Genomic DNA, 25212 nt, shown 5'->3' with positions numbered 1-25212 from the left:
GAATGGGCGAAGGCCCGGGGCGTCGCATGAGCCGCTTGCCCCGTGGCGAGGCGCGCGCGCGGCTTCTGGAGGCCGCGCGGACGCTGGTGCGGCATCGCGGCTTTGCCGCGACCTCGGTCGATGACCTTTGCGCGGCGGCGGGGGTGACGAAGGGGGCGTTCTTCCATCATTTCCCGTCGAAAGAGGCGCTGGGCGTCGCGCTGATCGACGACTGGACAGCGACGACCGGGGCGATGTTCGCGGCGCATCCCTACAATTCCCTGCCCGACCCGCTGGACCGGGTCTTCGGGTATATCGACCTCAGGCGGCAGATCCTGGGCCAGCCGATCCCGGAGTTCACCTGCGTCGCCGGAACCACGGTGCAGGAGGCCTACGAGACTTCCGCCCCCATCCGCGAGGCGGCGGAGCGGAGCGTGACCTCGGGGTTCGAGCATGTGCGGCCGCATCTGGCCGAGGCGCTTGCGGCGCATCCGGCACCGGGGGTGACGGCGGAAGGGCTGGCGCAGCAGTTCCAGGTGGCGGTGCAGGGCGGGATCATCCTGGCCAAGGCGCTGAACGACCCCGCGCCCGCCCGCGAGGCGTTTGATCATCTGGAGCGCTATTTGCGGCTTCTGTTCGGGCGGCCCGATACGACCCCGTAGGGTGCGGATCACAGCGCACCCTGCGATGTGATGCGGGGTGCGGATTTCGAATCACAGGTCACGGGAAATCGTGGGAAACGCCGGATTCCAGCTGTTTCCGGCAGCGGGATTCGGGCAGATTCGTTGGCGTTGGGCCGAGCTTTCCCCCGATCACGCTTGGATCGCGCTGAATCTTGGGAAATCACGGGACGGTTATCGGGCGTGACCGGACCACAAGATGTAGGGGGACATTTTGAAGGCTTCTCCTAGAGTTTGAAGGTCGCGGGCGAGCTGCGCCACAAGATACGGCTTTCCAGTCCCCTCTGACACAAGATGAGCCCCATTCGCGCCCAACATTTCCCTTGCTTTCCCATGAAATCCCACGCAAGTTGTTCTCACGACGATGCGATGGGCAAGTGAAAGTCAGGGGCGGACCAAAGACCCCGAACAAGGCGTAAGGCAGCTTCATACAGGCAGCCCCTTTCATCGGCGAAACAAGGATCCGGCGCGCGAGCGAGCAGACATCTCCCCCAGGTGGCGCGCGTAGCTGGACGCCCAGCGATGGGACAGCGGCGGATCGGGTAGTGGCAGCAACCCGGTCCGCCTTTTTATTTCCATCGCTTCGGGCCGGACGTGAGTTTTGAGAAGGCCAGGCAATGGCAGAGGCGTTCAGAGGCGAGTTCTACCAGAAGGTAGACGGGAAGGCGCGGGTCTCGATCCCGGCGGCCTTCCGGGCCGTGCTGAACGCGGACGATCCCCAGAAAGGCGAAAAGGGCGGCGCGCGACTGGTCATGGTCTACGGCGGCAAGGCGCGCAATTTCGTCGAATGCTATTCCAAACAGGGCGCGGACCAGCTGGCCGCCGACATCGAGGCGATGGAGATGGGCTCGCCCGAGCGGGTGCGGGCCGAGCGTGACCTGATCAGCCGGTCGGTGATGGTCGAGGTCGACGCCGATGGCCGGATCGTCCTGCCGCCCCGCGTGCGCGAGAAGATGGGCTTTGCGGGCGATCTGGCCGGTGACGCCGAGGCGGCCTTCGCGGGCTTCACCAACCGCTTCCGGCTGTACCGGCGCGAGGTGTACGACGCCGAACTCGCCGAGGATGAAGACGACGACATCGACCCGCTGACCCTTGTCGGGCGGCACAAGCGGACGGGGTAGGCCGATGAAGGGTCCGCTGCCAGGCCGCCCGTCCGATACTGATCCCCATGTTCCGGTATTGATCGACGCGATCCTGCGGGAATGCGCCCCGATTGCGGGTGTATGGCTGGACGGGACGCTGGGGGCCGGGGGCTACACGCGGGCCTTGCTGGCCGCAGGGGCGGATCGGGTGATCGGGGTGGACCGCGATCCCCTTGCCTTGCATATGGCGGCGGACTGGAGCGGTGCCTATGGCGACCGCGTGCGGCTGGTCGCGGGAACGTTCTCGGACCTGGATGACCTTGCGGGCGAGGCGCTGGACGGGGTGGTGCTGGATCTCGGGGTGTCCTCGATGCAGCTTGACCAGCCCGAGCGCGGGTTTTCCTTCATGAAGGACGGCCCCCTCGACATGCGGATGAGCCAGGACGGGCCTTCGGCGGCCGATCTGGTGAACACGGCGGATGAAGCCGTGCTGGCCGACATCCTGTATCACTACGGCGAGGAGCGCGCCTCGCGCCGGATCGCCCATGCGATTGTCGCGGCGCGGGCGGTGGAACCGATCGCGACCACCGCCAAGCTGGCCGAGATCGTGGCGAAATGCCTGCCGCGCCCGAAGCCCGGGCAAAGTCACCCTGCAACGCGGTCATTTCAGGCCATCCGGATTGCGGTGAACACCGAGTTTCAGGAGCTGGCCGAGGGGCTGAACGCCGCCGAACGGGCGCTGAAGCCGGGGGGGCTTCTGGCCGTGGTGACGTTCCACAGCCTTGAGGACCGGATCGTGAAGCGGTTCTTCCAGCTTGCCTCGGGCCACGAGGCCAACGCCAACCGATATGCCCCGGCCAAGGCCGACACCACCGCGCGATTCGAGATGGTGACGCGCAAGGCGGTGGCACCGGATGACGCCGAGGTGGCGCGGAACCCCCGCGCGCGGTCGGCGAAGCTTCGGGTGGGGCGCCGCACGACTGCCCCGGCAAAGATGCTTGCACCGGCAGAGCTTGGCCTGCCGGAGATTCAGAAGAAAGGACGCCGATAGATGCGCCCCGTTTTGTATGTCCTCTCGTTCCTCGCGCTGATCGCGCTTGGCTTCTGGGCCTACCGCGAGAATTACGCGACGCAGGCCGCGCTGAAGGAGGTCGAGGGTCTGCAACGCCAGATCGTCGGGTTGCGCGAGGCGCTGACGGTGCAGCGGGCGGAATGGGCTTACCTCAACCGCCCCGACCGGTTGCGCGAACTGGCCACGGCCAATTTCGACCGGCTGGGCCTGATGCCGATGGAGCCCTCGCAGTTCGGCACGGCCGCGCAAGTGGCCTATCCGGCGGCGAAACTGCCGGAGATCAGTTTCTCGCAGGACGTCCAGGGCACGACGACCGAGCCCACCGGCGCGGAGGGATTGTAACATGCGCACCCCGCTTCGTCCCCTCGCCCGTATCCTGCAGGCCCGGCAAGACGGGCTGAACCCCGACAGCATCGAGAAGGAAAACCTGAAGGTCCGGCACGAGGCGATGCGCGAAAAGGCGCGGGGCCGGGCGCAGTTCCGGCTTCTGATCCTCTGCGCCAGCTTTGTCTTCGCCTTCGGGGCCATCGGCGCGCGGATGGGGCTGATGGCGGCGACCGAACCGATGGAGCCGAAGTCGAGCGCACCGGGGGCCGAGATCATCGCGCAGCGGGCCGACATCACCGACCGCAATGGCCGGGTGCTGGCCACGAACATGACGACGCACGCGCTTTACGCGCACCCGAAGGTCATGGTCGACCCGAAGGGCACGGCGATGAAGCTGGCGGAGATCTTCCCGGAACTGGACGCCAAGGCGCTGGAACGGCGCTTTACCGACGGGCGGAGTTTCGTGTGGATTCGCAAGGTCCTGTCGCCGGAGCAGATGCAGAAGGTGCATGAGATCGGCGATCCGGGGCTCCTCTTCGGCCCGCGCGAGATGCGGCTTTACCCGAACGGGACGCTGGCCGCGCATGTGCTGGGCGGGACGTCCTTCGGCGCGGAAGGCGTGCATTCGGCGGAAGTGATCGGGGTGGCCGGGATCGAGAAGGCCATGGATGCGAGGCTCCGCGACCCGGCGCAGGGCGGCAAGCCCCTGACGCTCTCCATCGACCTGACGCTGCAATCCACCATCGAGGAGGTGCTGGCCGCCGGAATGGGCATGCTGCACGCCAAGGGGGCGGCGGCGATCCTGATGGACGCGCGGACCGGGGAAATCCTGGCGCTGGCGTCCTTGCCGACCTTCGATCCGAACGACCGGCCCGCGCCGATCGTCGACAAGACTGCCGAACCGGGGGACAGCCCCTTGTTCAACCGGGCGGTGCAGGGGGTCTATGAGCTTGGCTCCACCTTCAAGATCTTCGCGGTGGCGCAGGCGATGGAGCTGGGGCTGGTGAACCCGGAGACGCTGGTCGACGCCAACGCACCGATGCGGTGGGGCAAGCATCTGATCAAGGAATTCGAGAACCACAACTATGGGCCGCTCCTGTCGGTCAGCGACGTGATCGCGAAGTCTTCGAACGTCGGCACCGCGCATATCGCGCTGATGATCGGGCCGCTGCGCCAGCAAGCCTTCCTGAAGTCGATGGGGTTCTTCGACCCGACGCCGGTGGAACTGGTCGAGGCTCCGGGCGCGAAGCCACTGATCCCGAAGAAATGGCCCGAGATCGTGACGATCACCACCTCCTACGGCCACGGCATGTCGGCCAGCCCGATGCACCTGGCGGCGGCCTATGCGGCGATTGCCAATGGCGGGGTGATGATCAAGCCGACGCTTCTGAAGCGCGAGGGGCCGACCACGGGCGTCAGGGTCATGAGCGAGAAGACGGCGGAGGAATCGGTCAAGATGCTGCGCCGGGTGGTGCTGGAAGGCACGGCCACGCTGGGCGATGTGCCGGGCTATGAGGTCGCGGGCAAGACCGGTACTGCGGACAAGCCGAAGAAGACCGGGGGCTATTACCACGACAAGGTGGTGAACACCTTCGCCTCGATGTTCCCGGCCAGCAATCCGCAATATGTGCTCATCGTGACGCTGGACGAGCCGCAGGACGACACGCTGTCCGAGACGCGGCGCACGGCGGGCTGGACGGCGGTGCCCGTTGCTGCCGAGATCATCCGGCGGGTCGCGCCCCTGATGGGTTTGCGCCCCAAGCTTGAACCTGTCGCCCCGGATGCGGTAACAGCCGCCAGCAATTGAAGCTGGCAAATCACGGGGACATGACATGGCAGGGCGCGCGACACGGCTATCGGACCTCGGGCTCACCGCCCGGGCCGGTCGCGATCCGGCACTGTCGGGGGTAACGGCGGACAGCCGGGCGGTCAGGGCCGGGATGCTGTTCGCCGCCCTGCCGGGGACGGCGGTGCATGGCGCGACGTTCATCGGCGCGGCGCTGGAGCAGGGCGCGGCGGCGGTGCTGACCGACGCGACCGGCGCGCGGCTGGCGGCGGAGGCTTTGGCCGAGACCGACGTGGCGCTGGTTGTGGCCGAGGATCCGCGCGCAGCACTTGCCTGTGCGGCGGCGCTGTGGTTCGGCGCGCAGCCCGAGGTGATGGTCGCCGTGACGGGGACGAACGGCAAGACCTCGGTCGCGACCTTCACCCGGCAGATCTGGGCGGCCTTGGGCCATGAGGCGATCAATATCGGCACCACGGGGATCGAGGGGGCCTGGACGGCTCCGTCAGGGCACACGACGCCGGACCCGGTGACGTTGCAGAAGCTTCTCGCGGCAGCCGCGCAGGGCGGCGTGACCCATGCGGCGATGGAAGCCTCGTCCCATGGGATCGACCAGCGGCGGCTGGACGGGGTGCGGCTGAAGGCGGCGGGGTTCACCAACCTGACGCAGGACCACCTCGACTATCACAAGACGATGGAGGCCTATTTCGAGGCCAAGGCGCAGCTTTTCACCCGTTTGCTCCCGGATGACGGGGTGGCGGTGGTCAACCTCGACGGCGCCAAGGGGTCGGAGATGGCCGAACTGGCGCTGTCCCGGGGGTTGCGGGTGCTGACGGTGGGCAAGGGGCAGGGCGCCGACCTGCAGATCGCGGCCACGCGGCCCGATGCGACCGGGCAGGAAGTGCGCTACCTGTGGCAGGGCCGGGCGTTCCAGACCCGGCTTGGCCTGATCGGCGCGTTCCAGGCCGAGAACGTGGCGGTGGCGGCGGGGCTGGCGATTGCCGCCGGGGATGCGCCCGAAGCCGTGCTTGGCGTCTTGCCGCGCCTGACGGGCGTGCGGGGCCGGATGCAGCTGGCGGCGACGCGGCGGAACGGGGCGGCGGTCTATGTCGACTATGCCCATACGCCGGATGCGCTGGAGACCGCGCTCACGGCGCTGCGTCCGCATGTGATGGGGCGGATCGTCGTGGTCTTCGGCGCGGGCGGCGACCGGGACCGAACCAAGCGGCCCCTCATGGGCGCGGCGGCCAAGGCCCATGCCGATGTGCTGTATGTGACCGACGACAACCCGCGGACGGAGGAACCCGCGTCGATCCGGCGCGCCATTCTGGCAGCCTGCCCCGAGGCGCATGAAGTGGGCGACCGGGCCGAGGCAATCCTGCGGGCAGTGGATGCGCTGTTGCCGGGCGATGCGCTGCTGATCGCGGGCAAGGGCCATGAGAGCGGGCAGGTGATCGGGACCGATGTCTATCCGTTCGACGATGTGGAGCAGGCGAGCGTTGCCGTGGCTGCGCTGGATGGGGTGATATGAACCGGCGGGGGTATATCGCGCCTACCCTCCCCCCCGTGGGGAGGGGCTGGGGGTGGGGGGCAAGCGGCCAGAGGTGGCGCGCGACCTCTGCCGGAAGCCCCCCCACCCTCTCCCTCCCCCACGCGGGGGGAGAGAAGCGCTTCTGCGCAGGCTTTGCGCGGGGTGGGAAATGATGGCGCTCTGGACTTCCTCCGATGCGGCAGGGGCCACCGGCGGGCGTGTGACGCGGGAGTGGCAGGCCCAAGGCGTGTCCATCGACACCCGGACGCTTAGGCCCGGAGACCTTTTCGTCGCCCTGAAGGATGTGCGGGACGGGCATGATTTCGTCGCGCAGGCGCTGGAGAAGGGGGCCGCGGCGGCCTTGGTCAGCCGTGTGCCCGAGGGCGTGTCGCCTGACGCCCCGCTGCTGATCGTGCCGGATGTGCTCAAGGCGCTGGCCGCCCTTGGGGCCTTTGCCCGGGCGCGGACCAAGGCCAAGGTCGTCGGCGTCACCGGCTCGGTCGGCAAGACCTCGACCAAGGAGATGCTGCGGGCGATCCTGTCGGGGCAGGGCCGGACCCATGCCGCGGAAGCCAGCTACAACAACCACTGGGGCGTGCCGCTGACGCTGGCGCGGATGCCGGTGGAGACCGACTTCGCGGTGATCGAGATCGGGATGAACCATCCGGGCGAGATTGCGCCGCTTGCGCGACTGGCAAAGCTGGACGTGGCGATGATCACCATCGTCGCGCCCGCGCATCTGGAGGCTTTCGCCAGCATCGAGGGCATTGCCGAGGAGAAGGCCGCGATCTTCGAGGGGCTGGTGCCGGGCGGGACGGCGGTGTTCAACGCCGACATGCCGACGACGCCGATCCTGCGGGCGAAGGCCGGGGCGATGGGCGCGAAGGCGATTGGTTTCGGCGAGAGCGAAGGTGCCGACTGGCGGCTTCTGGAAGCGCGGATTGGCGACGAGGCGACGGTTTGCCGGGCGACGCACCAAGGCAAGCCGATCCTCTACAAGGTTTCCTCGCCCGGCCGCCATTTCGCGCTGAATGCGCTTGGCGCGCTGGCGGTGGCCGAGGCGCTGGGGGCCGATCCGATGATCGCCGCGCATGACCTTGGCCGCTGGCTGCCGCCGGCGGGGCGCGGACAGCGGGAACGGATCACGCTCGACATCGTCGAAGAGACCTACTTCGACCTGATCGACGACGCCTTCAACGCCAACCCGGCCTCGCTGGCAGCAAGCCTTGATGTGCTGATCGCGGCGAAACCCGTGGACGGGATCGGCCGTGTCGGCGGGGGGCGCCGGATCGCCATCCTGGGCGACATGCTGGAACTGGGGCCGACCGAGATCGATCTGCACGCCGCCATCGCCCGACACCCGGGGCTGTCCGCCATTCACGTCATCCACTGTGTTGGACCGCGGATGAAGGTACTCCACGCCGCCCTGCCAAGGGGTCAGCGTGGCGAATGGGTCGAGACCGCGCAGGAACTGGCCCCGCGCGCCCGCAGCCTGGTGGACGCCGGGGACATCCTGCTGGTCAAGGGATCCAAGGGCATCAAGGTCAGCCTGATCGTTGACGTCCTGCGAAAAATGGGGCAGGGCGCGAGCCCGAAGGAAGGGACCCTGTAGATGTTTTACTGGCTTGCCGAGTTTTCCGATGGGGGCGGGGTCTTCAACCTCTTCCGCTACATCACCGTGCGCGCGGGCGGCGCCTTCGTCACCGCGCTGATCTTCGGCTTCCTCTTCGGGCGCCCGCTGATCGACCTCTTGCGCCGCAAGCAGGGCAAGGGCCAGCCGATCCGCGACGACGGGCCGCAATCGCATCTGTCGAAGGCCGGGACACCCACCATGGGGGGCCTCCTGATCCTGTCGGCGCTGATGGTCTCGACCCTTCTCTGGGCGCGGCTGGACAATCCCTTCGTCTGGATCGTGATCCTGGTGACGCTGGCCTTCGGGCTGATCGGCTTTGCCGACGACTATGCCAAGGTCACGAAGCAGAACACCAAGGGCGTCTCGGGCCGGGTGCGGATGGGGCTGGGCCTCTTGATCGCGGCGCTGGCGGCCTATGCGGCCGCGATGTTCCATCCGGCGGAGCTGACCAACCAACTGGCGTTCCCGTTCTTCAAGGATGCGCTTTTGAACCTGGGCTGGTTCTTCGTCCCCTTCGGGATGGTGGTGATCGTGGGCGCCGCCAACGCGGTGAACCTGACGGACGGGCTGGACGGCCTGGCGATCATGCCGGTGATGATCGCGGCAGGCACGCTCGGGATCATCGCCTATGTCGTCGGGAACGCGAATTTCGCCGAATACCTCGATATCCACTTCGTTCCCGGTACCGGCGACCTTCTGGTCTTCTGCTCGGCACTGTTCGGGGCGGGGCTGGGGTTCCTTTGGTACAACGCCCCCCCGGCGGCGGTGTTCATGGGCGACACCGGGTCACTGGCGCTTGGCGGGGCGCTCGGGGCAATCGCGGTCTGCACCAAGCACGAGATCGTGCTGGCCATCGTCGGCGGCCTGTTCGTGGTGGAAGCGCTGAGCGTGATCATCCAGGTCCTCTACTACAAGCGCACCAAGAAGCGCATCTTCCTGATGGCGCCGATCCACCACCATTTCGAGAAGAAGGGCTGGGCCGAGCCGCAGATCGTGATCCGCTTCTGGATCATCAGCCTGATCCTGGCGATGATCGGCCTGGCGACGCTGAAAGTGCGGTGACGTCGCCTGCACCGATCACGGCAGGCTCGCCGTTCGATCACCACTGTGTGCTGCACGGTTCGGTGATTTTCCGGTGATCGGGACTGGCGTCTAGCCTCTGCCTCGCGCCCGAAAGGGGCGTGCAATAGGGGCTTTGCCCGAGGAGAGGTACGATGAAACATTCGATCACGACGCTTGCGCTTGTTGCGGTCGCCGCTCTGCCGTCGCTGGCTTTGGCCGATGACATGGACCCAGCCAAGATGACCTGTGCCGAGTATTCGGCGCTGGACAAGGACGCGATGATGAAGGCTGTCGAAGCCATGCACATGGCGGGGCCGGATGCGTCGATGAAGATGGACGAGGCCAAGACCGAGGAAGCGATGACCATGACCATGGATCATTGCAAGGACAAGCCCGACATGATGGCGATGGATGCCATGATGCAGAAGTGACGTAATCGGGCGGCCCGACCCTGGACGGGTCGCCCGGTTTATCGGCTGATGCAGATGGACTGGCGCCTCCCCTTCCCCTTTGCGCTGTCCTGACCTATCCCTGTCGGGGACGATTGGGAGGCAGGCGATGATCCCGGTGAAGGGCATGAAGGGGCAGAAAGTGGCGGTGCTGGGGCTGGGCCGGTCCGGGCTGGCGACGGCGGCGGCGCTGCGGGCCGGGGGCGCAGAACCCTTGCTCTGGGACGACAGCCCCGAGGCGCGGGCCAAGGCCGAGGCCGAGGGCTTCGCCCTGACGGACCTGACCCGCAACGCGGCGCTGGAGGGGGTGGCCTGTCTGGTGACGTCGCCCGGCATCCCGCATCTGTATCCGGCCCCCAATCCGATCATCGCCCGGGCGCTCGAAGGCGGGATTCCGGTCGACAACGACATCGGCCTGTTTTTCCAGAGCGCCGCGGGGCCGGAGTGGGAAGAGATGGAAACCCCGCCCAAGGTGGTGGCGGTGACGGGGTCGAACGGCAAGTCGACGACGACGGCACTGATCCATCACATCCTGCAAGTGGCCGGGAAGCCGACGCAAATGGCGGGGAACATCGGCAAGGGGGTGCTCTCGATCGACCCGCCCGTCGATGGCGAGGTGGTGGTGCTGGAGCTGTCCTCCTACCAGACGGACCTTGCCCGCGCTCTGACGCCGGATGTGGCGGTATTCACCAACCTGTCGCCGGATCATCTGGACCGGCATGGCGGGATGGGCGGGTATTTCGCCGCCAAGGCGCGGCTCTTCACCCTGGGCGGGCCGGACCGCGCGGTCATCGGCGTGGACGAGGTCGAGGGGCGGTTCCTCGCGGACCAGCTGGGGCAGGGGCCGGAGGATGACCGGGTGATCCGGGTGTCCTCGGGGACGAAGCTGGAAGGCTTCGGCTGGTCGGTCTTCGCGCGGAAAGGGTTTCTGGCGGAATGGCGCAAGGGGCGGCAGGTCGCCTCGATTGATCTTCGGGACATCAAGGGCTTGCCCGGCGCGCACAACCACCAGAACGCCTGCGCGGCCTATGCGGCCTGCCGCTCGCTGGGCCTGGCGCCGAAGCTGATCGAGGGCGCCTTGCACAGCTTTGCAGGTCTCCCGCACCGGAGCCAGCTCGTGGGCGAGCGCGCCGGGGTGCGGTTCGTGAATGACTCGAAGGCGACGAATGTGGACTCGGCGGCCAAGGCGTTGCAAGCCTTTCCGAAAATCCGCTGGATTGCCGGGGGATTGGGCAAGGACGGCGGGATCGCGTCCTTGCAGCCCTATCTCGGCTCGGTCGTCAAAGCCTATCTGATCGGCCATTCGGCGCGCGACTTCGCCTTGCAGATCGGCGAAACCCCGCACGAGATCTGCGAGACGATGGAGCGGGCGGTGGCGCGGGCCGCCGAAGAGGCACAGGCGGGCGAGGTTGTGCTGCTGGCCCCGGCTGCGGCGAGTTTCGACCAGTATCCGAACTTCGAGAAGCGCGGCGATGATTTCACGGCGCGGGTCAGGGCGCTGATCGGCGGCTGAGGGGGGCCAAGGATGATCGCGACGGTCCTGCTGCCGCTGGCGGATTTCAAGACGATCACGGTCGACAGCCAGAGCGGGCCGACCGTGCAGACTGTAACGACCGGGGAGATCGCCTGGGCGCTTGCGCTTCTGGTGCTCCTTCTGATCGTGCTTCTGCTGCCGCGCCTGTGGCGCAGCATTAAACCCCGCTCCAAGCCTGTGCCGGAGAACTGGATTCTGGTCGACGGGTCGAACGTCATGCACTGGCAGGACAACACCCCGAAGCTGGAGCCGGTGAAGCTGGTTATCGGCCAGCTGCGGCGTCTCGGCTATGTGCCGGGCGTGGTGTTCGATGCAAATGCCGGGTGGAAGCTTGCTGGGCGCTATCTGCACGACGGGGATTTCGCCCGCATGTTGGGGCTTGAGGCGCGGCAGGTTCTGGTCGTCCCGAAGGGGACGCAGGCCGATCCCTACCTGTTGGAGACCGCGCGCGAATTCGGGGCGCGGATCGTGACCAATGACCGTTTCCGCGACTGGGTGGAAAAGCACCCCGAGGTCGCGACGCCGGGTTTCCTGATCCGGGGCGATCTGCGCGACAGCTCGATCCGGCTGGCCGGGCTGGAGCAGGGGCAGGAGGCGGCGCCGCTGGATTGAAGCGCCTCCCCGATCACTTGCATCGCACCCGCAGCTTTTGCGAGGATTGCGATGCAAGTGCTTGACGAGCGCCCTGTCACACCGTCAGCAGCTTCCCACCCTCGCCCGCCGATGCCTCGGCCTTGTCCAGCAGCACCTGTAGCGCCGCACCACGGGCGAAATCGGGCTCGGCGGGGCCTTCCTTGCGGATCGCGGCGATGAAGCGCTGGTAGACCGTGGGCACGTCGGGGCAATCGACGTCGTGCCAGGTGCCGTCCTTGATGTCGTCGCCCAGGCAGGCCCGCAGCGCGCTGATGCCCTTTTCGTAGCGCACCTCAAGCCCCCCGGTCAGGCCGTAAAGCCGGAGCCGCAGGTCGTTCAGGTGGCCGGTGGCGAAGCGGGTGGCCGCGACCGTGCCAAGCGCGCCGTTCGACAGGCGGACTTGCATGGTCGCGCTGTCATTCGCATCCAGCACATATTCGCCGATCTGCCCGCCGGGTGCCTTGTCGAAGGTTTGCAGAAGGCAGGAGATCTGCGTCGCATCCATCCCGGCGATGAAGGTCGCGAAGTCGAGGATGTGGATGCCCACATCGCCCAGAACGCCCTTGGAGCCATGCTTGGTCGACAGCCGCCAGAGCCATTGCGATTCCTTGTCCCAATGGCCCCAGGCGGGCTGGGTCAGCCAGCTTTGCAGGTAGGAGGCCTCGAAATGGCGGATCTGGCCGATGGCGCCTTCACGGACCATCTGCGCCGCCTTTTGCAGCGCGGGGACGTTGCGGTAGGTCAGGTTGACCATGTTCACGACGCCGGCCTTCGCGGCGGCGGCGGCCATCTCTTCGGCATGCGCGGCATTGGTCGCGAGCGGCTTTTCGCAGAGCACATGCTTGCCCGCCGCGAGGAAGGGCAGGGTCGTCGCGTAATGCGCGGCGTCCGGGGTGACGTTGGTCACGGCGTCGAATTCACCCCAGGCCACGGCCTCCTGCACGGAAGGAAAGCCGTGCGGGATGCTGTGGGCGGCCTTAAAGGCGGCGAGCTGCTCGGCCCTTGTGTCGATCCCGGCGACGACGGTGACGCCGGGGATCGCGGCGAAGTTTTCGGCATGGTTCTTCGCCATGCCGCCGGTGCCGAGGATCAGAAGACGGACGGGTTGCATCAGCGATACCCAGCCTCGCCGTCATGGTGGAGGCGCGGTCCGCGTTCGACGATGGGTTCCAGCGTCTTGCCTACGGGCGTGTTCGGGGCATCGGTCGGATTCGCGAGCCGCGTTTCGGGGTTGAAGGCCCAGCGGACGCCGTTGGTGATGACCTTCTGCACCAGCGGCTGGTGATAGGTCGGATAGGTCTCATGCCCGGGGCGGAAGTAGAAGATGTTGCCCGCGCCCCGCCGGTAGGTGAGGCCCGAGCGGAAGACCTCGCCGCCCTGGAACCAGCTGACGAAGACGGTTTCCAGCGGCTCCGGCACGCCGAAGGGCTCGCCATACATCTCTTCGTATTCGATCTCGAAGTGATCAGGGATGCCGCGGGCGATCGGGTGCTGGCGCGACGTGACCCAGATCCGCTCTCGCTCGCCGGCCTCGCGCCAGGACAGGTTGCAGGGCGCGCCCATCAGGCGCTTGAACGGCTTCGAGAAATGCGCGGAATGCAGGAAGATCACGCCCATGCCGGACCAGACGGCCTCGGCGACACGCTCGACGATCTCGTCCTTGACCTCGCCATGCGCGGCGTGGCCCCACCAGATCAGCACATCGGTTTCGGCCAGCCTTTTCGCGGTCATCCCGTGCTCGGGGTCCTGCAGGGTGACGGTCGACGCCTTGATCCCGTCTTCCTTGTTCAGGAACTCGGCAATCGTGCCGTGCATGGTCTTGGGGTAGACCTCGGCCACGACCTTGTTCTTCTGTTCGTGGACGTTTTCGCCCCACACGGTGACGCGGATGGTCATGGGTAGTCTCCTTGAAAATGGATGCGCGCTCCGGTCGTGGCGACCGGCGCGCGCGGCGTAGGGTCAGCGAACGGGTTTGCCGTCCGCGTCGAAGCGGTACAGGTGGCCGGCCATTGGCGCGATGGACACCTTGCTGCCGACGTCGATGGTGGCCTTGCCGGGGCGGCGGACGATGACGGGTTCATCGCTGCCGATTTCGACAAAGAGGAAGTGGTCGGAGCCGAGGTCCTCGACGTGGAGGACTTCGCCGGACCAGGGGCCGTTCTGCGCCACTTCAAGATGTTCGGACCGGACCCCCAGTGTCGTGCAGCCGTGGTCGGCGGCGAATTTGCCGGTCAGGAAGTTCATCTTCGGGCTGCCGATGAACCCCGCCACGAACAGCGAGTTCGGATGCTCGTAAAGTTCCGCCGGAGACCCCGCCTGTTCCAGCCGCCCGTCTCGCAGCACCGCGATCCGGTCGGCCAGCGTCATCGCCTCCACCTGGTCATGGGTCACATAGATCATGGTGACGTTGGACATCGAATGGTGCAGCTTCGCGATTTCCAGACGGGTCTGGACCCGAAGGGCGGCATCCAGGTTCGACAGCGGTTCGTCGAACAGGAACACCCGCGGGTCGCGGACGATGGCGCGGCCGATGGCGACGCGCTGGCGCTGGCCGCCCGAGAGCTGTTTCGGCAGGCGGTCGAGCAGGTGGTCGATCTGGAGGAGTTTCGCGGCGGATTCGACGCGCTTCCTGATCTCTTCGGGGCTGGTTTTGTCCAGCTTCATCCCGAAGGCCATGTTGTCATAGACCTTCATGTGCGGATACAGCGCATAGCTTTGGAAGACCATGGCGATGCCACGCTTGGACGGGACGGTGTTGTTCACCCGTTCCCCGTCGAACAGCATGTCGCCGGTGCTGATCTCCTCCAGCCCCGAGATCAGGCGCAGGAGCGTGGACTTGCCGCAGCCGGAAGGCCCGACGAAGACCATGAATTCGCCCTTCTCGATGGTGAGGTCGATGCCCTTGATCACCTGGACGGCGCCATAGGACTTGGTGACGTTCTTCAGTTCGATCTTTGCCATGATGTGTCAGCCCTTCACGCCGCCCGCGGTCAGACCCGCGACGATCTTGCGTTGGAAAATGAGGACGAGGAAGATCAGCGGGACCGTCACGATGACGGAGGCCGCCATGATCGGACCCCAGGGGATTTCCTGCTGTGTTGCCCCGGAGAGAAGCCCGATCGCCACCGGCACGGTCCGGGTGGTTTCGGACGAGGTGAAGGTGAGCGCGAAGAGGAATTCGTTCCAGGCGCCGATGAAGGCCAGGAGTCCCGTGGTGACAAGCGCCGGCCACAGGAGCGGCAGGAAGACCTTGGTGATGATGATCCAGGGGGTGGCGCCGTCGACGATGGCGGCCTCCTCGATCTCGACTGGCAGGTCGCGCATGAAGGTGGTCAGCACCCAGACGGTGAAGGGCAGGGTGAAGATGGTGTAGGACAGGATCATCGCCCAGGGGGTGTTGAAGATGCCCAGGAAGCGGACAAGTTCGAACAGGCCCGCCAGGACGGCGATCTGCGGGAACATCGACACCGCGAGGATGGTCATAAGCAGGATGCCACGCCCGCGAAACCGCACCCGTGCCAGGGCGTAGGAGGCGGTGACGGCCAGGAACAGGGCGAAGGCGACGGTCGTTGTCGCGATGAAGATCGAGTTCAGGATGGAGCGGACGAAGTTGCGCCCACCAAGTACGGTCGCGTAGTTGCCCCAGTCGAAGGACCTGGGCAGGTAGTTGATCTTGAACAGGTCGGTTCCCGTCGTGAACGAGGTGACGATGGCGTAGTAGAACGGGAAGACCGAGAAGACGACGATCACCACGACAAGGGCGTAGAAACCGACGGTCGAGAGCAATTTCTGTCCGGTCATTTCTGTCCCTCCCCGGATAGGTCGACCTTGCCCAGCCAGATGTAGAGGCTGACGAACAGCGCGATGATCGCGAAAAGCAGGGTCGACTGTGCCGCGCCATAGGCGAACTTGTCGAAGTCGATCATGTTCTCGCGGCTGATCACCGACATGGTCTTGGTGGCAGCGCTGTTCGGCGTCAGCACATAGACGAGGTCGAAGATGCGCAGGGCGTCGAGCATCCGGAAGATGATCGCGACGGCCAGCGCCGGGCGGATGAGCGGCAGGGTGATCTTGAAGAACACCTTGACCGGGTTGATGCCGTCAAGCTTCGCCGCCTCGTAGATGTCGCGCGGGACCATCTGCAAGCCGGCCAGGATGAGAAGCGCCATGAACGGCGTGGTCTTCCAGATGTCGACCGTCAGGACGGCATACATCGCGGTGTCGACCGAGGCGGTCCAGGCGATCTTCTGGTCGATCAGGCCCAGCCGAAGCATGATGTCGTTCAGGATCCCGAACTGGTCGTTCAGCATCCAGGCCCACATCTTCGCGGACACGATGGTCGGGATGGCCCAGGGGATCAGGATTGCCGCGCGGACAAGGCCGCGGCCCTTGAATTCGGCATTCAGCACCAGGGCCACGATCAGGCCGAGAATGGTCTCGAAGAAGACCGAGACGAAGGCGAAGCGCACCGTGTTCCAGACCGCGTTCCACCAGGCCGGATCGACCAGAGTGCCGCGCCAGATCCAGCGCCCGCTGTCCAGCACGCGCAACGACAGGTAGTTGTCGAAGCCGATCCATTCGCCGCCGTAGAGGTCGGACAGCGCGGTATTGGTCAGCGAGAACCAGATGGTGCGCATGAGCGGCCAGGCCGCGACGCAGAACAGAGCTGCAAGCATCGGCGCAATGAACCAGAACGCCGCACGTTGCCGCTGCTGCGAGAGGCTGAGCCCGCCCCCCGCGCCTCCAACATCATTCGTTGCCATGATACCCTCCCCTGTCGGGCCCCCCCTCCGAGGCCCGTTATGTTGAGACGGGCGGCGACTGCTGGGGACAGCACCGCCCGCCAGTGGGGTCAGTCAGGTCCGGGAGGACTTACCAGCCCGACCCCTTGAGGTCCGTCAGTTCCACTTCCAGAAGCTCCAGGTTCTCGGCGGCGGTGCCTTCGCCCGAAAGCGTCTGGTGCACGGCCGACCAGAACTTGGCCGAAACCTCGTTGTACTTGCCCAGCGTGGGAGCCGACGGGCGCGGAACCGCATTCAGGAAGACATCCTTCCACTGCGGGATGATCGGCTGCGCGGCGGCGATGTCCGGGTCATCATACAGCGCGATGATCGTCGGCAGGTTCGATTCGGCGATCGCGCGCTGTTTCTGGGCTTCCGGTCCGGCGAGATAGAGCGCCAGGCTGATCGCCGCTTCCTGATGGGTCGAGTATTTCGACACGGCAACGTTCCAGCCGCCCAGCGTGGCTGCCGAGGCGTCGCCTTCCTTGCCGACCGGCAGGGTGGTCACGCCGAACAGGCCCTTGACCGCGGAATCGTCGCCGTTGCCCAAGGTGTAGGCATAGGGCCAGTTGCGCATGAAGACCGCGTTGCCGGTCTGCCAGACGCCACGGGCTTCCTCTTCCTGGTAGGCGAGCACCCCATCGGGGCTGATCGTGCCAACCCAGGACTTCGCCATCTCAAGCGCGGCCACGGCATTCTCGTTGTTGACCGAGATCGTGCCATCGGGCTCGACGATCTGGCCGCCGCCATAGGACTTGATCCATTCCAGCGCGTCGCAGGTCAGGCCTTCATAGGCGTTGCCCTGCCAGACGAAGCCCCAGAGATCGGCCTTGCCCTCGGCGCGTTCGCCGTCCTGGATGATCTTGGCGGTTTCCGCCAGTTCGGCCCAGGTCTTCGGCGGGGTCTTGCCGTATTTCTCCAGGAGGTCCTTGCGGTAGTAGAGCGCGGGCGCGTCGGTGAAGATCGGCAGGGCGACCAGCTTGCCGTTCACGGTCTGCGATTCGATGATCGAGGGGAAATGCGTCGGCACGAGGTCCTTGGCGACATCGGTCAGGTCGACGAAATGGTCGGCCAGCTGCGGCGCCCAGATCACGTCGGTCTGGTAGAGGTCGATGTCGGTCGCTCCGGCGGCGAGCCACAGGCGGTACTGACCGAACTGGTCGGTGGTCGAGGCGGGCATCGGAACCATGGTGACGGTGTTCCCGGTCGCATCTTCCCAGGGCTTGACCAGGGTCTTGAAGTTCTCGACAGCCGCACCGACGGCGCCAGACACATAGAAAATTTCTTCAGCCATGACGGGAGCGCCGAACACGGCGAGCATGGCTGCAGTTGCGGTCGCGCGGAATGCGCGGCCTTTCATGATATTCATTGGTTTTCCTCCCTAGAGCCGCCGATCTGGCGTGCCTTCTTTCGCGAAAAACGCCCGAAAGATTCCGAAACGTTTCGGAAAAGATAGTCTCCAAAGCGCTTTCGGTCAACGATTCGATGCGGTTCCCGCGGTCAAACAGCGGAGACGGAGTTGCGTTCGAGGAAAGTGTAGTTGCCGATCCGTTGCAGCCCGGCCAGCGGCTTGCCCTCGATTGCCCCGGTCAGGCAGTCGGCCAGGGGCTCCCAGCTGTCGCGCAAGGGGGCCTTGGTCACGGTGAGCGCCGGGAAGAAGGCCGAAGCGCGCAGACTGGGCAGCTCATCGTCATGCGCCACGACCGACACGTCGCCGGGCACATTCAACCCGAGTGCGGCCAGCCCCTGGTAGACCCCGCGCGCAAGGCGCACGTTGCCGCAGATGATGGCGGTCGGGCGGGGTGCATCGCCCGAGAAAAGACGGATGGTGGCGGTCAGCCCGTTCGCCTCGTCCATTTCGCTGTTGAGGTGGAGGTGCGCCAGGTCGTCGCCGCCCGCCTCTGCAAGTGCGCGGCGATAGCCCTGCTCGCGCACCGTGACGTAGCTCCGCCCGACGAGCCCGTTCAGGAACGCGATCCGGCTGTGGCCGCGGTCGGCAAGATGCCGGGTGAGATCATAGGCAAGATGTTCATTTTCAATGTCAAAATAGGGATAGTCGATAGCCTTCCCGACGCGGCCATGCACGACGAAGGCGATGCCGGATTTCTTCAGGAAGTCGATTCTCGGATCATGGTCCTGCGGGTCGATCAGCACGAAGCCATCCAGCATCGCCTTGCCGATCAGCTTCTGGTAGACGGGCAGGGCAGGTTCGTGTTCGGCCATGATATGCAGCACGAACTGCATGCCGCGGCCCGAAAACTGGGCGGACAGACCGGCGACGACTTCAAGGAAGATGCCATCCTGGCCGATATTCCGATGCTGCGGCACGACCAGTCCGACCATCCCCGACCGCCCCGACACCAGTTTCCGCGCCGACGCGTTCGGATGATAGTTCATCGCCCGCGCCGCCTCCTTGACGCGAAGGCGGGTTTCCTCGCTTACATCCGAATGATCATTCAGCGCCCGGCTGACCTGCGTGATCGACAGGTCGAGAGTCCGCGCGATATCCTTCAATGTCGCCATGTCTCAAACCCCTTTGGAACGTATCCGAAACATTTCGGATTGAAAAAGCAACGGAAAACTTGGCGTTGGTGGCTTCTGCGTCGCGGCACGTTGGAGCCGGGCCTGGGACAAGGGCCGATTCGGCGGCAGGAAAAGATGAATTCCCGCGCCGAAGGGGCGGCACGGAGAAAAACCTGGCTGTATTGTGCTCGGGCAGATGCCTTCGGTTGTATGCAGGCACAGCATCGTTGACAGGGCCATGGTCTACAGGAGTAAGGTTCCGCCACGGGGGGCGTCCCCGCCGGTTGACGCGGCATGGCTGAACGCAGCCTGTTGGCCAAACGGCAGTGCGCCCGAACGAACCAGAAAAGCCGGGGACAGCCCGCGCCTTACGATCTACTGAAACCAGGGAGACCTAACGTGAAAAACACCACCTCCGCCTTCAGCCGCCGCCGGTTCCTGCAAGGGTCCGCCGCGGGTGCGGGCATCCTCGCCGCTCCGGCGATCATCTCGTCGAAGGCCTTGGCCTCGTCGGGCGAAGTCAACTTCACGGGCTGGGCGGGCTATCCTGCGCTGTCCGAAAAGGTGTTCCCGGCCTTTACCGCCGCGACCGGGATCACCGTCAACTTCAAGGAACTGCCTGACCAGGACACCATGTTCGCCGAAGGCAAGGTCGCGCTGGATGCCGGTGGCATCGACGTGATCGAGCCGACCATCGACCGCGTCGGCGCCTGGGATTCGAACGGCCTCCTCGGCGCCTGGGACGAATCGAAGCTTGCGATGGACAACTACCTGCCGGGCCTCGCCGACGGTGCCGCCGGCGAGCGGTCGCGTCCGGGCGGCGCTTTGAAGTATGTGCCGTCGAACTGGGGCACGGAATCGCTGGTGGTGAACACCGCCAACGCGAAACTGTCGTCGCCGGTGTCGCTGGGCGACCTGTTCAACCCGGAAAACCAGGCTGTCGTGCGCCCGCATTCGGCGCTGGCCGCGATGGGCCGCTGGCTTGATGCCACCGGCAAACTGCCGCGTCCGTGGATGGACGGCTACAGCGACATGGCCGCGATGACCGAACTGTGGGACATCGCGCTGGCCGAGGCGATCAAGGCCAAGGGCAACGTCGTGCAGTGGTGGTCGGGCGAGAACGAAGCCAATGCCGGCTTCACCGCGAACGGCGCGACCGTGGGTCTCTGCTGGGATTCGACCGGCTACAACCTGCGCAACGACGGCTATGCCTATGTCGCCCCGGCCGAAGGCGCCTTCGCCTGGCACCAGGGCTTCGTGCTGATGAAGAACGCCGCCAACGTCGACCAGGCGCATGAGTTCGCCAAGTGGGTCTCGACCGCCGAAGGTGCCGCGGCCTGGGCTTCGGCCTTCTCGTCGAACCCGGTGGGCAAGGGCGCGTCCGACCTGATGAACCCGGACGTGGCGGCCTATTACAACGGCACGTTCAACGCGGATGCGCTTGCGAAGCTGTGGTGGTGGCCGGACCAGTCGGCCGACTTCCTGGCCAAGCGCGCCGAGTACGCCGACAAGTACAAGGCGGCGTGACCGGGGGCGCCCCAGTGCGCAACTGAATGAAGGACGCCGGGCCCTGCTGGGCTCGGCGTCCCTATTTCGGGCAGGGTCGTGGACGGCTGGACCGAAAGTCCGGCCCGATCTGGCGATACCCATTGAACGGGCCGGGCTGCCTGCTAGCCTGCAACAAAAAAGAGAACGACTATCAGGGGGACCACGCCGACCATGAGCGCGGGAATTGATCTGGAAAACGTCTGCTGCGACTTCGGCACCTTCCGGGCCGTGGACAATGCCAATGTCTCGATAAAGCCGGGGGAGTTCTTCTCGTTCCTCGGACCGTCGGGCTGTGGGAAGACCACGATCCTGCGGATGGTCTCGGGCTTCATCGAGCCGACGGCGGGCGCCATCAAGATCGGTGGCAAGGACGTGAAGGGAACGCGACCGAACCAGCGGCCGACGGCGTTGATCTTCCAGAACCTCGCGCTGTTCCCGCTCATGCCGATCTGGGAGAACATCAGCTTCGGGCTGGAGGTGCGGGGCGTCGACAAGGCGACCCGGCGCAAGAAGGCGGAGGACCTGCTGAAGCTCGTCGACCTCCCCGGCGCCGCCGACAAGATGGTCAGCCAGCTGTCCGGCGGACAGAAGCAGCGGGTGGCGATTGCCCGCGCGCTGGCGGTGGAACCCTCGGTGATGCTGCTGGACGAACCGCTTTCGGCGCTCGACCTGAAGCTTCGCCAGCACATGCGGGCGGAACTGCGCGCGATCCAGAAGCGGACGGGCGTGACCTTCATCTACATCACCCATGACCAGGGCGAGGCGCTGGCCATGTCCGACCGGGTGGGCGTCATGTCCCAGGGCCGCATCCAGCAGATCGCCGCCCCGCGCGACATCTACGACAACCCGGTCAATGGCTTCGTCGCCAGTTTCGTTGGCGAAAACAACATCTTCGAGGGTGATGTCGGCCCTGTCGCAGACGGCATGGCCTCGCTCACCGGTCCCCATGGCGCCTTCCGGGCGCGGATCACCCCGGAGGCGCAGGGCAAGGCGCTGAAGCTTTATGTCCGGCCCGAGCATACCAGGCTGTCGAAGACCGCCGCCCCCGAGAACTCGGTCGAGATGGAAGTGACCGAAGTGGCCTTCGAGGGCGCCTTCATCTCGGTCCATGGCCTCGCGGCGGGCGGCAAGCGCCTCCAGGCCGAGGTGAAGAACGACGGGGTCACGCAGGCCCCGGGTGTGGGCGAGAAGGTCTTCGCGACCTTCGATGCGGCCCGCGCGCTCCTGCTGCCCGACGCGAACGTCCGGGGGTAGGCCGATGGAGGACCTTATCCGCCGCTACGGAACCGGGCTGACCGCGGTCTTCTGCCTCCTGGTCGCCTTCTGGATCCTTGTCCTGGTGATCCTGCCGAACTTCGCGATGTTCGAGCAGAGCTTCCGGCCCTACCTGCCGGTGGTCGAGATCGGCGGCCCGAAGGACGTCTACGGCTTCGCGAACTACGGCAAGATATTCGCCAACCCGGTCGAGACGACTTGGTTCGGCATTCCGGTCACGATCCCGATCCACATCAACACCTTCCTGCTGACCGTGTTCTATTCGGCCCTTGTCACGCTGATGACGCTGATCTTCGCCTATCCCCTGGCCTATTTCCTGGCCAAGATCGCCAGCCCCCGGTCGATCCCGACGCTTCTCCTCCTCCTGTTCATCCCGATGTGGGTGTCCGAGGCGCTGCGGGCCTTTGCCTGGTACATCATCCTGACCTTCAACGGGCCGCTGAACGCGCTTCTGAAGGCGCTGGGGGTCATCGACCAGGGCATCCGCTGGCAGAACGGGGTCTTCACCTCCTACGACGCCATCGTGATCGTTCTGACCTATTGCTACGTCCTCTTCATGCTGTTCCCGATCTACACGGCGATCACCTCGCTGGACACCAACCAGATCGAGGCGGCGGAAGACCTCGGCAGCCCCTGGTGGCGGACGCACTGGCGGGTGGTGATCCCGCATGCCAAGCCCGGCATCGCATCGGGCTGCGTGATGGTGTTCATGCTGTCGGCCGGCTCGCTTCTGGTGCCGACGGTGGTGGGCTCGACCAAGGCGAACTGGTTCCCGCAGACCATCTACACCTGGTTCAACGACGCGCTCGACTGGAACACGGGCGCGGCCTATTCGATGATCTTCCTGCTGGTCTGCATCTTCTTCGTCATCCTGACGATGCGGCTCTTCAAGGTCAAACTGTCGGACATCGCCAAATGAGCCGGAATCGCGCCATCCTCGGGCAGCTTTATTTCGGGCTGTTCATCCTCTACATGCTGGTCCCGCTGGCCGTGATGGCGGGGGCTGCCTTCAACGACAGCAAGCTGCCGACCATCGCGCCATGGAAGGGCCTCACCTGGGCCTGGTTCGGCGAACTTTGGGCCGATCAGACGATGTGGGGGGCCTTCCTCAACTCGATCCTTGTCGCGCTGGCGGTGGTGGCGCTGGCGGTTCCCATCGGGACGGCGGCGGCCATCCTTCTGAACTCGATCTCGGGCAAGTACCGCGCCACGCTCTACGGGGTCATGGTCGCGCCGGTACTGGCGCCGGGGCTCGTCATCGGCATCTCGACGGTGCTGTTCTGGAACCAGCTGGGCCGGTCGATGGGGGCGGACGACTTCTTCCTCTTCGGGCGCGGGTTGCACCTGTCGACGCTCGGGCAGGTCAGCTACATCTCGGCCTATGTGATGCTGCTGGTTCTGGCGCGGCTGCAAAGTTTCGATCCGGGGCTGGAGGAGGCGGCACTGGATCTGGGCGCGAACCACGGACAGGTGCTTCGGCGCATCCTTTTGCCGCATCTCTACCCCGCCATGGCGGCTTCTTCGGCCATCGCCTTCTTCCAGTCGATGGAGAACTTCAACGTCACTCTTTTCACCAAGGCGAATGCGACGACGTTGACGGTCTATGTCTTCAGCCAGGTAAGGTCCGGGATCACCCCGAAGATCAATGCGCTGGCCTTCCTCCTGATCCTGCTCACCCTGGTGCTGGCGCTGATCTACGAAACCAACCGGCGGCGGCGGGCCCGGATCGAAGCGGCGCGCGAGGCCGAGGCGCGGCGGGCGGAAGAGGCGATGCTCCTGTGACGGCGCGTCGCTCCTCGGCACGCGGAGGGTGGGCAATCTGCCCACCATCACGCCCCGACAAGGTGTTAAGAAACCCTGAGCGAACACGCGCAAATTATTAATTTTCATGCGTAGTCCGGAAATGCACACCGTAGACACCCGGACGTCAAAGCCCCTTTGACAGCACCTCGCACAGGGGTGAGCCCGGGTCTGCCAGCCCCTCGATCACGCTGAAATGGTTGTGGCCCGGATCGGCCGTCCAGGGGCAGGACCATTCCTCGGACAAAGCCCGCGCCTGCCAAAGGAACGCCGGGCGTTCCTCGGCCCCGACCCAGACATGCGCCGTCACCCCGTCGCGGAGCGGATGCCGGGCCGGGCTTTCCGCATCGGCCTCCCCGGGATCGATCTTCAGCGTCTGATTCATTTCGGTCGCCATGAGCGGCCCAAGTTCCGCCAGCGGCGAAATCGGCACCACCCGCGCCACCGGCACCGCGATGTCGGCATTCCCCATCCGCGCCGCCAGATGCCCCCCGGCGGAATGCCCGGTCACGACCATGGGTCCCGGGACCCGGGTGCCGACGAACCAGCAGGCCCGCGCGATCTCCGCCGTCATCTCGGCGATCCGTGCGGCGGGGGCCAGCGTGTAGCTCGGCATCGCCACCGCGAACCCCCGCCCCAGCGATCCTGCGGCGAGATGCGACCAGTGCGCCTTGGAGAAGAGATGCCAGTAGCCGCCGTGGACGAAGATCACCACCCCCTTCGCCGGGCCCTCGGGCAGGAACAGGTCCAGCTTCTCGCGCGGCGAGGGACCGTAGGCAAGATCGAGGTCCGCCCGCTTCCCCAGCGCCCGGCGGAAGGCGGCGGCCTTGGCCGTCCAGCGCGCCGGATAGTCGGCGGCTCCCGGGATGAAGTCCCCGTTGGCATAGTCGCGGTCTGGGTCGGGCCAGCGATAGGGAGGGCGGGATTGGGGCACGTCGGGTCTCCTGTCGGATCGTGGCAGACTGCGACGCCACCCCCGCTGTCCGCAAGGGGGCCTTAGCTTTCTTGCGCGGGCCACGGAAGCCGGGCATATCCTTGGGGGCAGGGCGCAGGGCAGGAGGGGCAGATGCTCAAGGGGATCGACAACCGGCTGAATGCCGAGGTGCTGGGCACCTTGCGCGCCATGGGGCATGGCGACTGCGTTGTGGTGGTGGACACCAACTTTCCGGCGGACTCGGTGGCGCGGGCGACCGTGACGGGCAAGCTTCTGCGGATGGAAAACCTGACGGCCGCCGAGGCGATGAACGCGATCCTGTCGGTCTTGCCGCTCGACACCTTTGTCGATGATTTCGCGGGCCGGATGGAAGTGGTGGGCAAGCCCGAGGAAGTGCCGCCGGTCCAGGTCGAGGTCCAGGCCGAGATCGACCGGGCCGAGGGCCGCTTCCGCCCGCTGCCCGGCATCGAGCGCTTCGCCTTCTACGACTTGGCGCGGCAGGCCTTCGCGGTGATCCAGACCGGGGAACGGCGGTTCTACGGCTGCTTCATGCTGCGCAAGGGCGTGATCCCGCCGGAGGCCTGAG

24 protein-coding genes are annotated in these 25212 nt (G+C 65.9%); 16 read left to right on the top strand and 8 right to left on the bottom strand.

The window, feature by feature from the left end; genetic code table 11:
- The first annotated feature begins 26 nt into the window (after nt 1-26).
- The 11 genes from JNL31_RS18185 (at nt 27) to JNL31_RS18135 (ending at nt 11744) form a co-directional block, all read left to right on the top strand.
- A complete protein-coding gene (locus JNL31_RS18185) occupies nt 27-641 on the top strand; it encodes a TetR/AcrR family transcriptional regulator (protein WP_294976444.1) in 615 nt (204 codons plus the stop codon).
- 635 nt (nt 642-1276) lie between these two features.
- Entirely contained in the window at nt 1277-1780 is a 504-nt protein-coding gene (locus JNL31_RS18180) for a division/cell wall cluster transcriptional repressor MraZ (protein ID WP_294976441.1), read from the top strand.
- Between the two features lie 4 nt (nt 1781-1784).
- Complete coding sequence (gene rsmH, locus JNL31_RS18175; RefSeq protein ID WP_294976438.1) at nt 1785-2792, top strand: 16S rRNA (cytosine(1402)-N(4))-methyltransferase RsmH; 1008 nt, start codon at nt 1785-1787, stop codon at nt 2790-2792.
- On the top strand, nt 2793-3155 hold the full coding sequence (locus JNL31_RS18170; protein WP_294976435.1) for a cell division protein FtsL: 363 nt from the start codon (nt 2793-2795) through the stop codon (nt 3153-3155).
- Between the two features lies 1 nt (nt 3156).
- The gene (locus JNL31_RS18165) at nt 3157-4947 is read left to right on the top strand and encodes a penicillin-binding protein 2 (protein WP_294976432.1); all 1791 of its coding nucleotides are present in this window, start codon (nt 3157-3159) and stop codon (nt 4945-4947) included.
- A 25-nt stretch (nt 4948-4972) separates the two neighbouring features.
- The gene (locus JNL31_RS18160; RefSeq protein WP_294976430.1) at nt 4973-6454 is read left to right on the top strand and encodes a UDP-N-acetylmuramoyl-L-alanyl-D-glutamate--2,6-diaminopimelate ligase; all 1482 of its coding nucleotides are present in this window, start codon (nt 4973-4975) and stop codon (nt 6452-6454) included.
- Between the two features lie 169 nt (nt 6455-6623).
- Complete coding sequence (murF, locus tag JNL31_RS18155) at nt 6624-8066, top strand: UDP-N-acetylmuramoyl-tripeptide--D-alanyl-D-alanine ligase (protein ID WP_294976427.1); 1443 nt, start codon at nt 6624-6626, stop codon at nt 8064-8066.
- A complete protein-coding gene (gene mraY, locus JNL31_RS18150) occupies nt 8067-9149 on the top strand; it encodes a phospho-N-acetylmuramoyl-pentapeptide-transferase (RefSeq protein WP_294976423.1) in 1083 nt (360 codons plus the stop codon).
- A gap of 152 nt (nt 9150-9301) precedes the next feature.
- Nucleotides 9302-9580 carry an HdeA/HdeB family chaperone gene (locus JNL31_RS18145; protein ID WP_294976422.1) on the top strand — a complete coding sequence of 93 codons (279 nt, stop codon included), beginning with the start codon at nt 9302-9304 and terminating at the stop codon, nt 9578-9580.
- Nucleotides 9581-9707: 127 nt separating this feature from the next.
- Entirely contained in the window at nt 9708-11111 is a 1404-nt protein-coding gene (murD, locus tag JNL31_RS18140) for a UDP-N-acetylmuramoyl-L-alanine--D-glutamate ligase (protein ID WP_294976419.1), read from the top strand.
- A 12-nt stretch (nt 11112-11123) separates the two neighbouring features.
- A complete protein-coding gene (locus JNL31_RS18135; RefSeq protein ID WP_294976416.1) occupies nt 11124-11744 on the top strand; it encodes a hypothetical protein in 621 nt (206 codons plus the stop codon).
- Between the two features lie 76 nt (nt 11745-11820).
- Here the strand turns inward: JNL31_RS18135 and JNL31_RS18130 are convergent, their stop codons facing one another.
- The 7 genes from JNL31_RS18130 to JNL31_RS18100 form a co-directional block, all read right to left on the bottom strand.
- Complete coding sequence (locus JNL31_RS18130) at nt 11821-12876, bottom strand: Gfo/Idh/MocA family oxidoreductase (protein ID WP_294976414.1); 1056 nt, start codon at nt 12874-12876, stop codon at nt 11821-11823.
- Nucleotides 12876-13661 carry a ThuA domain-containing protein gene (locus tag JNL31_RS18125; protein WP_294976411.1) on the bottom strand — a complete coding sequence of 262 codons (786 nt, stop codon included), beginning with the start codon at nt 13659-13661 and terminating at the stop codon, nt 12876-12878. Before JNL31_RS18125 ends, JNL31_RS18130 begins: the two co-directional genes overlap by 1 nt.
- Nucleotides 13662-13724: 63 nt before the next feature.
- Entirely contained in the window at nt 13725-14726 is a 1002-nt protein-coding gene (locus JNL31_RS18120; protein WP_294976408.1) for an ABC transporter ATP-binding protein, read from the bottom strand.
- Nucleotides 14727-14732: 6 nt separating this feature from the next.
- Nucleotides 14733-15566: a carbohydrate ABC transporter permease gene (locus tag JNL31_RS18115; protein ID WP_294976405.1), complete on the bottom strand. Its 834-nt coding sequence runs from the start codon at nt 15564-15566 to the stop codon at nt 14733-14735.
- Entirely contained in the window at nt 15563-16528 is a 966-nt protein-coding gene (locus JNL31_RS18110) for a carbohydrate ABC transporter permease (protein WP_294976402.1), read from the bottom strand. Before JNL31_RS18110 ends, JNL31_RS18115 begins: the two co-directional genes overlap by 4 nt.
- A gap of 109 nt (nt 16529-16637) precedes the next feature.
- Nucleotides 16638-17840, bottom strand: coding sequence for an ABC transporter substrate-binding protein (locus tag JNL31_RS18105; protein ID WP_294976400.1), 1203 nt, complete (start codon nt 17838-17840; stop codon nt 16638-16640).
- Nucleotides 17841-18046: 206 nt separating this feature from the next.
- Nucleotides 18047-19069, bottom strand: coding sequence for a substrate-binding domain-containing protein (locus JNL31_RS18100; RefSeq protein WP_294976397.1), 1023 nt, complete (start codon nt 19067-19069; stop codon nt 18047-18049).
- 399 nt (nt 19070-19468) lie between these two features.
- Between JNL31_RS18100 and JNL31_RS18095 the strand changes: the two genes are divergently transcribed.
- The 4 genes from JNL31_RS18095 to JNL31_RS18080 all read left to right on the top strand — a co-directional run bounded on the left by JNL31_RS18095 (nt 19469) and on the right by JNL31_RS18080 (nt 23674).
- On the top strand, nt 19469-20596 hold the full coding sequence (locus tag JNL31_RS18095) for an extracellular solute-binding protein (RefSeq protein WP_294976395.1): 1128 nt from the start codon (nt 19469-19471) through the stop codon (nt 20594-20596).
- A gap of 192 nt (nt 20597-20788) precedes the next feature.
- Nucleotides 20789-21871 (top strand): ABC transporter ATP-binding protein, encoded by a 1083-nt coding sequence (locus tag JNL31_RS18090; RefSeq protein ID WP_294976392.1) that lies wholly within the window; start codon nt 20789-20791, stop codon nt 21869-21871.
- Nucleotides 21872-21875: 4 nt separating this feature from the next.
- Nucleotides 21876-22811 (top strand): ABC transporter permease, encoded by a 936-nt coding sequence (locus tag JNL31_RS18085; protein WP_294976388.1) that lies wholly within the window; start codon nt 21876-21878, stop codon nt 22809-22811.
- Nucleotides 22808-23674 (top strand): ABC transporter permease, encoded by an 867-nt coding sequence (locus JNL31_RS18080; protein ID WP_294976385.1) that lies wholly within the window; start codon nt 22808-22810, stop codon nt 23672-23674. Before JNL31_RS18085 ends, JNL31_RS18080 begins: the two co-directional genes overlap by 4 nt.
- 145 nt (nt 23675-23819) lie before the next feature.
- Here the strand turns inward: JNL31_RS18080 and JNL31_RS18075 are convergent, their stop codons facing one another.
- The gene (locus tag JNL31_RS18075; protein ID WP_294976383.1) at nt 23820-24626 is read right to left on the bottom strand and encodes an alpha/beta hydrolase; all 807 of its coding nucleotides are present in this window, start codon (nt 24624-24626) and stop codon (nt 23820-23822) included.
- A 132-nt stretch (nt 24627-24758) separates the two neighbouring features.
- Between JNL31_RS18075 and JNL31_RS18070 the strand changes: the two genes are divergently transcribed.
- Nucleotides 24759-25211: an RbsD/FucU family protein gene (locus JNL31_RS18070; protein ID WP_294976381.1), complete on the top strand. Its 453-nt coding sequence runs from the start codon at nt 24759-24761 to the stop codon at nt 25209-25211.
- Nucleotide 25212: the final 1 nt, after the last annotated feature.

This window comes from Tabrizicola sp. (assembly GCF_016792905.1).
GTDB lineage: Bacteria > Pseudomonadota > Alphaproteobacteria > Rhodobacterales > Rhodobacteraceae > Tabrizicola.
The sequence above is the reverse complement of the archived record's forward strand: the minus strand, read 5'-3'. Positions and strand labels throughout refer to the sequence as shown.

What these genes read in the sequence shown, in the direction of transcription:
- JNL31_RS18185 (WP_294976444.1), top strand. Translation starts at nt 27, where the DNA reads ATGAGCCGCTTGCCCCGTGGCGAGGCGCGCGCGCGGCTTCTGGAGGCC.
- JNL31_RS18180 (WP_294976441.1), top strand. Translation starts at nt 1,277, where the DNA reads ATGGCAGAGGCGTTCAGAGGCGAGTTCTACCAGAAGGTAGACGGGAAG.
- rsmH (WP_294976438.1), top strand. Translation starts at nt 1,785, where the DNA reads ATGAAGGGTCCGCTGCCAGGCCGCCCGTCCGATACTGATCCCCATGTT.
- JNL31_RS18170 (WP_294976435.1), top strand. Translation starts at nt 2,793, where the DNA reads ATGCGCCCCGTTTTGTATGTCCTCTCGTTCCTCGCGCTGATCGCGCTT.
- JNL31_RS18165 (WP_294976432.1), top strand. Translation starts at nt 3,157, where the DNA reads ATGCGCACCCCGCTTCGTCCCCTCGCCCGTATCCTGCAGGCCCGGCAA.
- JNL31_RS18160 (WP_294976430.1), top strand. Translation starts at nt 4,973, where the DNA reads ATGGCAGGGCGCGCGACACGGCTATCGGACCTCGGGCTCACCGCCCGG.
- murF (WP_294976427.1), top strand. Translation starts at nt 6,624, where the DNA reads ATGATGGCGCTCTGGACTTCCTCCGATGCGGCAGGGGCCACCGGCGGG.
- mraY (WP_294976423.1), top strand. Translation starts at nt 8,067, where the DNA reads ATGTTTTACTGGCTTGCCGAGTTTTCCGATGGGGGCGGGGTCTTCAAC.
- JNL31_RS18145 (WP_294976422.1), top strand. Translation starts at nt 9,302, where the DNA reads ATGAAACATTCGATCACGACGCTTGCGCTTGTTGCGGTCGCCGCTCTG.
- murD (WP_294976419.1), top strand. Translation starts at nt 9,708, where the DNA reads ATGATCCCGGTGAAGGGCATGAAGGGGCAGAAAGTGGCGGTGCTGGGG.
- JNL31_RS18135 (WP_294976416.1), top strand. Translation starts at nt 11,124, where the DNA reads ATGATCGCGACGGTCCTGCTGCCGCTGGCGGATTTCAAGACGATCACG.
- JNL31_RS18130 (WP_294976414.1), bottom strand. Translation starts at nt 12,876, where the DNA reads ATGCAACCCGTCCGTCTTCTGATCCTCGGCACCGGCGGCATGGCGAAG.
- JNL31_RS18125 (WP_294976411.1), bottom strand. Translation starts at nt 13,661, where the DNA reads ATGACCATCCGCGTCACCGTGTGGGGCGAAAACGTCCACGAACAGAAG.
- JNL31_RS18120 (WP_294976408.1), bottom strand. Translation starts at nt 14,726, where the DNA reads ATGGCAAAGATCGAACTGAAGAACGTCACCAAGTCCTATGGCGCCGTC.
- JNL31_RS18115 (WP_294976405.1), bottom strand. Translation starts at nt 15,566, where the DNA reads ATGACCGGACAGAAATTGCTCTCGACCGTCGGTTTCTACGCCCTTGTC.
- JNL31_RS18110 (WP_294976402.1), bottom strand. Translation starts at nt 16,528, where the DNA reads ATGGCAACGAATGATGTTGGAGGCGCGGGGGGCGGGCTCAGCCTCTCG.
- JNL31_RS18105 (WP_294976400.1), bottom strand. Translation starts at nt 17,840, where the DNA reads ATGGCTGAAGAAATTTTCTATGTGTCTGGCGCCGTCGGTGCGGCTGTC.
- JNL31_RS18100 (WP_294976397.1), bottom strand. Translation starts at nt 19,069, where the DNA reads ATGGCGACATTGAAGGATATCGCGCGGACTCTCGACCTGTCGATCACG.
- JNL31_RS18090 (WP_294976392.1), top strand. Translation starts at nt 20,789, where the DNA reads ATGAGCGCGGGAATTGATCTGGAAAACGTCTGCTGCGACTTCGGCACC.
- JNL31_RS18085 (WP_294976388.1), top strand. Translation starts at nt 21,876, where the DNA reads ATGGAGGACCTTATCCGCCGCTACGGAACCGGGCTGACCGCGGTCTTC.
- JNL31_RS18080 (WP_294976385.1), top strand. Translation starts at nt 22,808, where the DNA reads ATGAGCCGGAATCGCGCCATCCTCGGGCAGCTTTATTTCGGGCTGTTC.
- JNL31_RS18070 (WP_294976381.1), top strand. Translation starts at nt 24,759, where the DNA reads ATGCTCAAGGGGATCGACAACCGGCTGAATGCCGAGGTGCTGGGCACC.